The sequence below is a fragment of the Arthrobacter sp. Bi26 genome (assembly GCF_918697925.1).
Lineage (GTDB): Bacteria > Actinomycetota > Actinomycetes > Actinomycetales > Micrococcaceae > Arthrobacter.
On record NZ_CAKKMF010000030.1, the window covers coordinates 18230 to 29854 of the forward strand.

General features: G+C 68.3%; 10 protein-coding genes and 2 riboswitches. Of the genes, 3 read left to right on the top strand and 7 right to left on the bottom strand.

Annotated features, from left to right (window positions below; translation table 11 throughout):
* Positions 1-92: 92 nt before the first annotated feature.
* Positions 93-1232: a homoserine O-acetyltransferase gene (locus tag LQV16_RS10125; protein WP_229993757.1), complete on the bottom strand. Its 1140-nt coding sequence runs from the start codon at positions 1230-1232 to the stop codon at positions 93-95.
* An 11-nt stretch (positions 1233-1243) separates the two neighbouring features.
* Positions 1244-1359: riboswitch (SAM riboswitch) on the bottom strand.
* A 115-nt stretch (positions 1360-1474) separates the two neighbouring features.
* Positions 1475-2791: a bifunctional o-acetylhomoserine/o-acetylserine sulfhydrylase gene (locus LQV16_RS10130; protein ID WP_229993758.1), complete on the bottom strand. Its 1317-nt coding sequence runs from the start codon at positions 2789-2791 to the stop codon at positions 1475-1477.
* 62 nt (positions 2792-2853) lie between these two features.
* Positions 2854-2969, bottom strand: a riboswitch (SAM riboswitch).
* 170 nt (positions 2970-3139) lie between these two features.
* On the opposite strand from LQV16_RS10130, the gene LQV16_RS10135 reads away from it, so the two are divergent.
* Positions 3140-3778: a VOC family protein gene (locus tag LQV16_RS10135; protein ID WP_229993759.1), complete on the top strand. Its 639-nt coding sequence runs from the start codon at positions 3140-3142 to the stop codon at positions 3776-3778.
* Between the two features lie 97 nt (positions 3779-3875).
* Here the strand turns inward: LQV16_RS10135 and LQV16_RS10140 are convergent, their stop codons facing one another.
* Positions 3876-4643 (bottom strand): type II CAAX endopeptidase family protein, encoded by a 768-nt coding sequence (locus tag LQV16_RS10140; protein WP_229993760.1) that lies wholly within the window; start codon positions 4641-4643, stop codon positions 3876-3878.
* Between the two features lie 100 nt (positions 4644-4743).
* Here LQV16_RS10140 and LQV16_RS10145 point away from each other — a divergent pair, with 100 nt between their 5' ends.
* Positions 4744-5424: a histidine phosphatase family protein gene (locus tag LQV16_RS10145; protein WP_229993761.1), complete on the top strand. Its 681-nt coding sequence runs from the start codon at positions 4744-4746 to the stop codon at positions 5422-5424.
* Between the two features lie 47 nt (positions 5425-5471).
* Here the strand turns inward: LQV16_RS10145 and LQV16_RS10150 are convergent, their stop codons facing one another.
* The 4 genes from LQV16_RS10150 to tdh form a co-directional block, all read right to left on the bottom strand.
* Positions 5472-6701 (bottom strand): amidohydrolase family protein, encoded by a 1230-nt coding sequence (locus LQV16_RS10150; RefSeq protein ID WP_229993762.1) that lies wholly within the window; start codon positions 6699-6701, stop codon positions 5472-5474.
* Between the two features lie 11 nt (positions 6702-6712).
* The gene (locus LQV16_RS10155) at positions 6713-7855 is read right to left on the bottom strand and encodes an FAD-dependent oxidoreductase (RefSeq protein WP_229993763.1); all 1143 of its coding nucleotides are present in this window, start codon (positions 7853-7855) and stop codon (positions 6713-6715) included.
* Positions 7856-8244: 389 nt separating this feature from the next.
* Positions 8245-9456 carry a glycine C-acetyltransferase gene (locus LQV16_RS10160; protein WP_229993764.1) on the bottom strand — a complete coding sequence of 404 codons (1212 nt, stop codon included), beginning with the start codon at positions 9454-9456 and terminating at the stop codon, positions 8245-8247.
* A gap of 88 nt (positions 9457-9544) precedes the next feature.
* Positions 9545-10591 carry an L-threonine 3-dehydrogenase gene (gene tdh / locus LQV16_RS10165; protein WP_229993765.1) on the bottom strand — a complete coding sequence of 349 codons (1047 nt, stop codon included), beginning with the start codon at positions 10589-10591 and terminating at the stop codon, positions 9545-9547.
* A 122-nt stretch (positions 10592-10713) separates the two neighbouring features.
* Here tdh and LQV16_RS10170 point away from each other — a divergent pair, with 122 nt between their 5' ends.
* Positions 10714-11622, top strand: coding sequence for a LysR family transcriptional regulator (locus tag LQV16_RS10170; RefSeq protein ID WP_229993766.1), 909 nt, complete (start codon positions 10714-10716; stop codon positions 11620-11622).
* Positions 11623-11625 lie beyond the last annotated feature (3 nt).

Here is an 11625-nt window from a genome sequence, read left to right on the forward strand (position 1 = left end):
GCGTCATTCCCCATGAGTATGGACGCTCCCGCCCTGAGCATCAACGGCCATTAGTGCAGAGCGCGTCTGCAAAAATGCACAACCGATGTGGTCTAGTGGCCGAAGAAGGCCTCCCGCAGCTGGGCGCTGAGCTGGCCGATTTCGGTCAGGAAGCCGTCGTGGCCGATCGGCGCTTCAATGATGTGCAGTTCCGGGCCGCCCGGCAAGGCCTCGGCCAGTTGACGGGACTGGGCCGGGAAATACAGGCGGTCCGAGTCCACGGCCGCCACCAGGAACTCTGCGGTGGCCGGAGCCAGGGCCTCCCCGAGGCTTCCGCGCCCCCGGCAGACATCGTGGCTCATGAGGGCTTCGGTGATGGCGATGTAGCTGTTCGCGTCAAAGCGCCGGACCAGTTTGCTGCCCTGGTGGTCCAGGTAGCTTTCCACCTGGTAGCGCCCGCGTCCGGCCAGCGACCCGGCTTCCAGGGTCGCCTCGGACTCCTGGGCGTTCCGGCCAAACCGGCCGTCCAGTTCGGCCGCCGAGCGGTAGGTGATGTGCGCGATGCGGCGGGCGAGGGCGAGACCTGCTTCGGGTTCCGGGCCGCCGTAGTAATTTCCGCCGTTGAAATGGGGGTCCTGGCGGATGGCCAGGGTCTGGGCCTGCGCGAAGGCAATCTGTTCGGCCGTGCTGCTGGCGCCGACGGAAATCACGGCGCAGCGCCGGACCCGGCCGGGGAACGTGACGGCCCATTCGAGTGCGCGCGCGCCGCCGAGTGAGCCGCCCAGCACGGCATACCAGCTGCCGATGCCCAGGGCGTCGGCCAGCCGCGCCTCGGCAGCGGCGGTGTCCCGCAGGGTGACGAGCGGGAACCGCGATCCCCAGGGGCGCCCGTCGGGGGCCGGGGTGGAGGGTCCCGTGGAACCGTGGCAGCCGCCCAGGATGTTGATTGAAACGACGAAGTACTTGTCCGTGTCCACGGGAGCCCCGGGTCCGGCGAGCTGTTCCCACCAGCCGGGTTCCTCGCTGTCGCCGCGGGTCACGTGCGTGTCGCCGGTCAGGGCGTGTTCTATGAGGACGGCGTTGGAGGCGTCCGCGTTCAGGGTCCCCCACGTCTCGTAGGCGAGGACCACATCCGGCAGCGGAATCCCTGATTCGAGCTGCAGGTCGCCGATCCGGACGTACTGGACGGTCCCGTCCGGGTTGCGGGATGGCTTGGTTTCGGGAGCACCCGTGCGGGTGACGGCAATCGTCATGTGAGGACCTATCTTCGCGCTTGCCTGCCGTCAGCTGACCGGCAGGCCAGGTCTTCACCCGGGGCACCCCGCCGCAAAAGGAGGGTTGCCGGCCAGCAAGCCGGGGCTGTCACTGGCACTCATGACCTGGTACGAGTCTACGAAACAGGGGGCGGAAATCACGAAGATTGTGACTTCCATGTGACAGCCCGGCGGCCGGCCGTCCCGTCGAGGGGACACCGGCCGCCGGCCGCCCTGCTTGCCTAGGCGCCCTTGGCCGCGCGGAATCCGGCGTCGAGGTCCGCGAGGATGTCGTCGATGTGTTCCAGGCCCACCGAAAGCCGCACCAGCCCCGGATTGACGCCGGCGATCGCCTGCTGCTCGGGCGAGAGCTGGCTGTGGGTGGTCGACGCCGGGTGGATCACCAGGGAACGGACATCGCCGATGTTCGCGACGTGCGAGTGCAGTTCGAGCGCATCGACGAACCGCTTGCCGGCCTCGGCTCCCCCGGCGATGTTGAACGCCACGACGGCGCCGGTCCCCTTGGGTCCGTACTTGCGGCCTCGCTCGTACCAGGGGCTGGACGGCAGCCCGGCGTAGGCGACCGATTCGACGTCGTCCCTTGCCTCCAGCCAGTGCGCCACCTTGGTGGCGTTGGCTACGTGGCGTTCGACGCGCAGGCTCAGCGTTTCGATGCCCTGGGCGATGAGGAAGGCGTTGAACGGCGACACGGCGGAGCCGAGGTCGCGCAGGAGCTGGACGCGGGCCTTGAGGATGTACGAAAGGTTCGCGCCCAGCGCCCCCTCCGCACCGAGATCGCGGGCGTAGACCAGGCCGTTGTAGGTAGGGTCCGGGGTGTTGAAACCGGGGAACCGCTCCGGGTCCTTGCCGAAGTCGAAGTTGCCGGAGTCCACGATCACGCCGGCGATCGCGGCGCCATGGCCGCCGAGGTACTTGGTGGCGGAGTGGACCACGATGTCCGCGCCCCACTCGATGGGCCGGATCAGGTACGGGGTGGAGAGCGTGTTGTCGACGATCAGCGGCACCCCGGCCTCGTGCGCCACATCGGAGATGCCCTCGATGTCCAGGACGTCCTGGCGGGGGTTGGAGACCACTTCGCCGAAGAACAGCTTGGTGTTGGACCGGACGGCGTCCCGCCACTGGTCCAGGTTGTCCGGGTCCTCCACGAAGGTCACGGAGATGCCGAATTTCTTCAGCGTGTGGGCGAGCAGGTTGTAGGTTCCGCCGTAGAGGCTGGGGCTGGCCACCACATGGTCCCCGGCCTCGGCGACGTTGAGGATCGCGAAGGTCTCCGCGGCCTGGCCGGAGCTGAGCAGCAGGGCCGCGAGGCCGCCTTCCAGGCTGGCCACGCGCTGCTCGACGGCGTCCTGCGTGGGGTTGCCGATCCGGGTGTAGATGGGGGCGAGTTCGGCGAGTGCGAAGCGGTTGGCGGCGCTTTCGGCGCTGGGGAACACGAACGACGTCGTCTGGTAGATGGGCAGGGACCGCGCGCCGGTGGCGCTGTCCGGCTCCTGGCCGGCGTGGATCTGGCGGGTTTCGAAGGACCAGGCGTTGGACATTGATGCTCCTCAAAGGGACCGGGCACAGCACCGGCCAGGGCTTTGGGCCCGGACCGGCACAGGCGCCGCGCTTGCCCTCCGGCGGGCGCCGGACGGCCAGGTCTTCACCCGGGGCACCCCACCGCGATACGAGGGTTGCCGGCCAGCAAGCCGGGGCTGTGCGCTGGCACTCATGACCTGGCTTCAGTGTAGGAATGGCGGCGGAGCCCTGGATAGCTTTGTGACGAAGATGAAGACGGTTGCCGTGGCGGCGCCTCGCGGGACACCGCGCCTGCCGCCGTCGGACATCCCATGACGGTTAGGGGAACCTAAGCTGAGAGGTCCATCACAAAGTGCCAAGATGATGGCATGCGCATGGATCACGTCTCTTACGCCTGTGAACACGATGGCTTGGCAGCCACCACTGAACGTATTGCGTCTGCCCTCGGCGTTGAAGCCGTGAAGGGTGGAGTGCACCCCCGTTTCGGGACACGCAACATGATTATCCCGCTCGCGGGACACAAGTACCTGGAAGTCGTGGAGGTCCTGAACCACCCGGCATCGGACAAGGCCCCGTTCGGCCAGGCAGTCCGGGCACGCTCGGAAGCGGGCGGCGGCTGGATGGGCTGGTGCGTCGAGGTTGACGATCTCGCCCCGTTCGAGGAGCGGCTGGGCCGCGCGGCCGTCAACGGCAACCGGAAGTTTCCGGACGGCCGCGAACTGGTCTGGAAGCAGATCGGCATCCTGGGGCTCATCGCGGACCCCCAAGTGCCCTACATGCTCAAATGGGAGGGCGACCCGGAGCTGCACCCGTCCAACGCCTACGCGAGCGAAGTCAAGATGTCCGCACTGACCATTGCCGGTTCGGCAGCGCGCGTGACGGAATGGCTGGGCGAGCCGGTTGAAAAGCCGCTGGAAGACGTCGCCGTGAACTGGATCGCGCCGCACGGTACTCCGGGCATCCTCTCTGTCACCTTCGAGACAGCCTCCGGAGCGGTCACGATCTAACGCTCCACCTGCCCCACGCTTCGGCCGCCATCTCTTAGGTGCCAACGATGTCACCTAGGAGATGGCGGCCGAGATCATTTAAAGGCCGGCCAGGTACTCAGCCCAGGCCCACGGCCTTGCCGAACAGACTGAATCCCACGAACGCCACGGTGTCCAGGATGGCGTGGGCGATCACGAGCGGCATCACCCGTTTGGTCCGCGTGTAGACCAGCGCGAAGACGACGCCCATTATCGCGTTGCCGATGAACGGCCCGAACCCCTGGTACAGGTGGTAGCTGCCGCGGAGCAGGGCGCTGGCGGCGATGGCCGCCGGCATGCCCCAGCCCAGTTTCCCGAGCCGGTCCAGCAGGTAGCCCACCACAATCACTTCCTCCACGATCCCGTGCCGGATCGCGGACAGGACCAGTACCGGCACGGTCCACCAGTACGGGTCCAGCGCGCTGGGGATGATCGACGTCGTGATCCCCAGCGCCCGGCCGGCGGCGTAGAGTCCCAGGGACGGAATGCCGATGAGCGCGGCGAGCCCCAGCCCCTGCAGGAGGTCCTTGCCGGGCCGGGCGAAGTCGAAGCCGATCTTTCGGAACGCCGAGGTTCCGCGCTCTCCGGCCGGCCAGTGTTCGGTGAGGAAGTAGATCACGAGGGCCACCGGGACCAGCGCGAAGAAGATGTCCAGCATCTGGTAGGTGAGGTCGAAGTATTCGCGCGGGCTCTGCGAACGGTTCAGCGTGGACGTCCCCTGGGCCAGTGGCGCCGTGGTCATCTTGTCCAGCAACTGCACCAGGGAGTAGACCGCGGACTGCCCCAGCGACAGGCCCAGGACAATCAACATTTCGAACCGCAGCCGACGGCGGGAGGGAACCAACATGTTCCTATCTTGCCTGCAGTTGCCGATTGTTTGCTGGTGCCCGCGTGGTGCCGGCCGCGCCGGTGCCACCGGCTTTTTGGGAGCCCTATGCTTGGGGATTATGAGTGCGCCCCGGAAAATCATCATGATCCGGCACGGCCAGTCTGCCGCCAATGCCGATACCTCGATCTACAACCGTGTTCCGGACTACCGGATCCCGTTGACACCCCTGGGCCTGGAGCAGGCCACCGCGGCCGGGGAGGAGGTCCGGCGCCAGCTGGGCGGCCGTCCGGTGTGCGTCTACGTCTCCCCGTACCTGCGCGCCTACCAGACCCTCGAGGCGCTCAACCTCGGTCCCCTCGTGGAGCGGGTGATCGAGGAACCGCGCCTGCGCGAACAGGACTGGGCCAACTTTCAGATCGCCGGCGACATCGAGGACCAGAAGGAGCTCCGCAACGCCTACGGGCACTTCTTCTACCGCTTCCGCGAGGGCGAGTCCGGTTCGGATGTGTACGACAGGATTTCCTCCTTCATGGAAACCCTGCACCGGCACTGGTCGAAGCCCAGCTATGCCCCGAACGCACTGTTCGTGACGCACGGGCTGACCATGCGGCTGTTCTGCATGCGCTGGTTCCACTGGTCCGTGGAATATTTTGAGTCCTTGAACAACCCGGAAAACGCCGAGGTCCGCACCCTGCTGCGCACCTCGCGCGGCAAGTACGAGCTCGACAAGCCGTTCACGCAGTGGGAGGAGAGGCGCGTGGACGAGACCGTCCTCGACGCTCCGCCCATGGTGTTCTAACCGGCTCGAGCCGGATCAGAGAGCCGCCTGGCTAACGGACGGCCTGGCTAACGGACCGGCTGCGCTGCGCCGGCCCGCCACACCGCGTGCGTCAGGGGGATGCCGGGCCGGTAGGCCAGGTGCGTGGCGGAAGGCGCGTTGAGCAGGTGCAGGTCCGCGCGGTGTCCGACGGCGATCGAGCCCACCGCGCGTTCGCCGTCGACGTCCCTCCCGGACTCCCGGCCCAGGGCCAGGGCGCCGCCGTAGGTCGCGGCGCGCACCGCCTCATGGACGCTGAGGCGCATCTGCAGCACGGCGGTGGTGACGCAGAAGGCCATGGAGCTCGTGTAGGACGTGCCGGGGTTGCAGTTGGACGCCAGCGCCAGCTGCACGCCGGCGTCGAGCAGCTCCCGGCCGGGGGCCAGCGGCTGCCGGGTGGAAAGATCGCAGGCCGGAAGGCAGGTGGCCACCGTGCCGCGCTGCCCGGCTCCAGGCGTGCCGTTGCCGCCGCCGTCCCAGCCGGACCAGCTGGCGGCGAGCGCGTCGACGTCCGCAGCAGAAAGGTAGTTCACGTGGTCCACGCTCGCGGCGCCGACTTCCACGGCCAGCCGGACGCCGGGACCCTCCCCGAGCTGGTTGCCGTGGACCCGCAGCCCCAGCCCGGCCGCCTTGCAGGCCAGCAGCACCCGGCGGGACTGGTCCTCGTTGAAGGCGCCCTGCTCGCAGAAGACGTCGGCCCAGCGGACGTAGGGCCTGACCGCGGTGAGCATCGGCCCGCAGACCAGCTCGGTGTAGTCCTCTGCGTCTATCCCGGCGGGAACGAGGTGCGCCCCAAGGTAGGTCACCTCGTCCGCCACGGTAGAGGCGATGCGGGCGCTGCGGGCCTCGTTCTCGAGGTCCAGGCCGTAGCCTGTTTTGGTCTCCAGGTAAGTGGTGCCCTGTGACACGGCCTCCGCGACGCGGCCCATCGCCAGCCGGGTGAGGTCGAAGTCGCTCGTGCTCCGGGTGGCACCGGTGGTCACGGCGATCCCGCCGGCGCTGTAGCTCTCCCCCGCCATCCGGGCCTCGAACTCGGCCGTGCGGTCCCCTGCGAAGATCAGGTGCGTGTGCGAATCGACCCAGCCCGGCAGGAGCGCCCGGCCCCCGGCGTCCACGGCTTCGTCGGCCGCCGGAGCGTCCGCCGCGGGGCCGAGCCAGGAAATCCGCTCCCCCTCGATCACCACCGCCGCGTCGCGGAGGACGCGGTGTTCCGCGTCCTGGGTCATCAGTTCGGCGATATTGGTGATGAGGGTGCTCATGGATCCATTCTTCAGCGCCGGATGGACCAGCGGGTTGCGGCCAGCGCCTCCGCTGTCCGGGATGCCGGACTAGCGTCCCGCGCGGAGGGCACAGCCGGGGCAGCTGCGGCTGCGGCTGCGGATCCCTGGCCGGCCAGGATCAGCCCGGCGGCCAGTTCCGCGATGCCGGATGAGGTCTGGAATCCGTACCCGCCCTGGCCGGCGAGCCAGAAGAATCCGGTGGCCTCGGCGTCGAACCCCACCACGGGGACGCCGTCGGCCGCCTCCGTCCGCAGCCCCGTCCAGGCCGTGCGGACGCCCCGGATCCCGAGTATGGTGATCGTGTTGAGCCGGGCGACGAGCCGTTCGATGTCGCCGGGATAGGGCCGGGCGTCCTCGGGCCCGCTGGGCACGTGTTCGGCGGGCGAGATCAGGACCTGGCCGTCGTCGGGCCGGAAATAGAAGCTGTCATCGGCCGCCGCCACCATCGGGCAGGCCTCCGGGAGGGGATTCTCAACGTCGACGATCGCCGCGGTGCGCCGGTACGGCTGCAGGCCCAGCTTCTCGACGCCGCTGAGGACGGCGAGTTCGTCTGCCCAGGCGCCGGCGGCGTTGACCACGACGGCGGACTGGAAGCCTTCCTGCCCGGCACCCAGTTCCCAGCCGGTGCCGAGCCGCTGGGCCGAATGGACCCTGGCGCCGGTGATGATGTCCACGCCGCCGGCCTCGGCACGGCGCCGGTGGTCCTCGAGCAGGACGGGGGCGTTGCAGGCGAAGGATCCCGTGTCCAGGCCGGCGGCGCTGAAGGATTCCGGGACAAGGGCGGGGCACAGCTCCAGCGCCTCGGCGTGGGTGATGGGGCGCATGTGGCCGCTGGCCTCCGCCCGGACGGTGGCGTCGTCCCCGATCAGCATGAAGCTGCGCGGCGTGAGCACCGGTTCCGGACGTTCGGCGTCCTGGGCCGCGATGAGGTCCAGGGTCCGGACGGTCAGTTCCTGGACCACGGGCGGGCCGTAGCTGGGAATCAGTTGCCGGGCCGAGCGGGCCGAGGTGTGGTAGGCCAGGGTCTGCTCGGCTTCGATCAGGGCCACGCTGCATTGCCCGGCCAGGGTGGAGGCAAGGGACAGGCCGGCGATACCGCCGCCGACAATTACGACATCGTAATGAGCTGACATGGTCCCATCCTTGCAGATTGTGGCGTCAGGCCGCTCCAACACCTGCGCCAGCGCGGCCGCGTGCCGGCCCGGGACATGCCCTTCCCCGGTCCGCACGACTGGACATGTCCCTCGTTGCCGCGTGCCGACCCGGGACATGCCCTTCCCCGGTCCGCATCGCTGGACATGTCCCTCGTTGCCGCGTGCCGACCCGGGATATGCCCTTCGTTGGTCGTGGCCGTTGGACATAGTGGCATTATGTCCAGTCCTCGCTGCCGGAGCTGGGCATGTCCCGCGGACAAGCCAGTGGAGGAAGCCTGGATGAACGAGTCAGGCCGGGGCAGGCCGGACCCCTGGAGTGAGACCGGACCCCGTGCTGAACTGGGGCCCGGCCTCAGGGATCAGCCGCCCTAGGCTGCGGCCACCGCCGCGCGGCTGCGCACGAATGCCTGGACGCAGGCCTCGACGTCGTCCGTGCTGTGCGCGGCCGAAAGCTGGACGCGGATCCGCGCGGCGCCCTTGGGCACCACCGGGTAGCTGAACGCCGTGACGAAGACGCCGTTGTGGAGCATGGCGTCGGCCACCTTGGCCGCCATGACGGCGTCGCCGAACATTACCGGGACAATCGCGTGCTCGCCGGGGAGCAAGTCGAAGCCTTCCTCGCTCATGCGGTTCCGGAAGAGCTCCGCGTTCGCGAAGAGCTTGCCGCGCAGTTCGCCGGAGTTTTCCACGAGGTCCAGGGCCTTGAGCGTGGCCGCGACGATCGCCGGGGCCAGCGAGTTGGAGAACAGGTACGGGCGGGCCTTCTGGCGGAGCATGGCGATGACTTCACTGCGGCCGGAGACGTAGCCGCCGGACGCGCCGCCGAGGGCCTTGCCGAACGTGCCGGTGTAGATGTCCACGCGGTCCGAGACGCCGGCGTGTTCCGGCGTGCCGGCACCGGTGGCGCCCATGAAGCCCACCGCGTGGGAGTCGTCCACCATGACCAGGGCGTCGTACTTTTCGGCGAGGTCGCAGATCGCTTCGAGCGGGGCCAGGAAGCCGTCCATCGAGAAGACGCCGTCGGTGACGATGATCTTGCGGCGCGCCGGGTTCTCCTGCGTGCTGGCCGCGATCAGCTTCGCCTCAAGGTCCGCCATGTCCTGGTTGGCGTAGCGGAAGCGCTGGGCCTTGCAGAGCCGGATGCCGTCAATGATGGAGGCATGGTTCAGGGCGTCGGAGATGACGGCGTCTTCCGGGCCGAAGAGGGACTCGAACACGCCGCCGTTGGCGTCGAAGCAGCTGGAGAACAGGATGGTGTCTTCAGTGCCGAGGAACGCCGAGACGCGCTGCTCCAGTGCCAGGTGCAGGTCCTGGGTGCCGCAGATGAAGCGCACGCTGGCCATGCCGAAGCCGCGGGTGTCCATCGCGGTCTTCGCCGCGGCAATGATGTCCGGGTGGTCGGCGAGGCCCAGGTAGTTGTTGGCGCAGAAGTTCAGCACGTCGGCGCCGGACTCGCCGATCTGCCCGGCCTTGATGCGGTTGGCCTGCGGCGAGTCGATGTGCCGCTCGGTCTTGAACAGTCCGGCGCTGCGGATCTCATCGAGTTCGTGCTGCAGCTGGTCCTTGATGGCGGAATACATGGGTTGGCTCCTCGGCTGGTTGGATGCGGGGGCAAATGCTGTGCGTGGAAGGCGGTGTCTGGCAGGGGGGTTCTGAAAAGCGGCGGGCCTAGAAAACGGTCCAGTCGAGGACCACCTTGCCGCCGACTCCGGCGCGGGCCACCTCGAAACCCTTTTCCCAGTCGGTGGCCGGCAGCGTGTCCGTGACTACGGCCGAAATGTTCGCGTGCAGGACCGGGTTGGAGGAGAGGATGGCGCTCATCGCGTACCAGGTCTCGAACATTTCGCGGCCGTAGATGCCCTTCATGGTCAGCATGTGCGTGACCACCTTGCCCCAGTTGATGTCGATGGACTGGCTGGGCAGTCCCAGCATTGCGATCCGGCCGCCGTGGTTCATGTTGTCGATCATCTCAGGCAGCGCGGTGGGGTGTCCCGACATTTCCATGCCGATGTCGAAGCCTTCGCGCATGCCGAGTTCGCGCTGGGCGTCCTTGACCCGCATCTTCGAGACGTCGATCGCGAGGTCGACGCCGAGCCTGCGGGCCAGTTCCAGCCGCGGCGCGGAGACGTCGGTGATCGCGATCTTCCGCGCCCCGGCGTGCCGGGCGACGGCGATCGCCATCAGGCCGATGGGCCCGGCCCCGGTGATCAGGACGTCCTCACCGACGAGCGGGAAGCTCAGGGCGGTGTGGACGGCGTTGCCGAAGGGGTCGAAGATGGCGCCGAGTTCCGGCGTGACGGAGGGGTCCTGGTGAACCCAGACGTTGGTCTCGGGGATCACCACGAACTCGGCGAAGGCGCCGTCGCGCTGGACGCCGACGCTGACGGTGTTGATGCACATCTGCCGCCGGCCGGCACGGCAGTTGCGGCAGATGCCGCAGACGATGTGGCCTTCACCGGAGACCCGGTCCCCCACCTTGACGTCCAGGACGTCCTCGCCGGTCTCCACCACCTCGCCGTAGAACTCGTGGCCGGCGATCAGGGGGGCGTTGATGATGCCCTGCGCCCAGGCGTCCCAGGCCTGGATGTGCAGGTCGGTGCCGCAGATGCCGGTGGTCATGACGCGGATCTTGACGTCGCCGGGGCCGGTCTTCGGCTCGGGACGGTCGACGAGCTCGAACCCTGCGTGGGCGCCGGCCTTGTAGAGAGCCTTCATGGGCCTTCCTAACTGTGCTTTTGTGGGACAACTCACCCCATTAGACCCATCAGAAAGCATTAGCACAACCGAATTTTTCTCAATCGACGAATTAGGAAATGCTGTTGCATAGAATGGCTGGCATGGAAATCCACCAGCTGGAGATGCTGCGCGAACTCGGAGCCTTGGGCAGCGTCAAGGCCGTCGCCGAAACCCTCCTCGTGACGCCGTCGGCCGTGTCCCAGCAACTGGCCGCGCTGCAGAAGACCGTTGAGGTGCCGCTGACGCGCAAGGAGGGCCGGAACCTGGTGCTCACGGAGGCCGGCCAGGTCCTGGCGGATGCCGGAGCCGCGGTGGTCAGCGCGATGGCGGATGCGAAGATGGCGATCGGCGCCTACCACGGCTCGCCGGTGGCGCCGGTGACGCTCAGCGGTTTCCACAGTGCCGGGCAGGCCTTGTTCGCGCCGCTGGCCCGGCTCCTGGACGGCCCCGGGCAACCCCGGATCCTACTCTCCGACGAGGACGTCGCCCAGCAGGATTTCCCGGCACTGACGGCCCGCTACGACCTGGTCCTGGCGCACCGGATGGATCACAGCCCGCGCTGGCCCGAGGAACGCGTCGCGGTGATCCCGCTCGCGCACGAGCCGCTGGACGTGGCCCTGCCGGCCGGGCACCGGCTGGCCGGCCAGCCGGCGGTGACCGCCGACGACGTCGTGGGCGAACCGTGGGTGACGAGCCGTGCCGGCTACTCCCCGGCAGACGTGCTGTCCGCCGTCGCGGCGGTCTCCAGCCGTGAGCTGAACATCGTGCACCGTATCAACGACTACTCGACTGTGGCGGCGCTCGTGGCGGCTGGCGGCGTGATCGGGCTGCTGCCGCGGCACACCGCACGGCCGGTGTTGAACCCGGACATTGTGCTGCGGCCGCTGGAGGGCATCAGCACCCGGCGCCGGATCGACCTTCTGGCCAGGCCGGAGAACCTTAAACGCACATCGGTCATGATGGTCTGCGAAGCTCTGCAGACCATCATGACCGATTTAGTGGGCGGCTAGGGG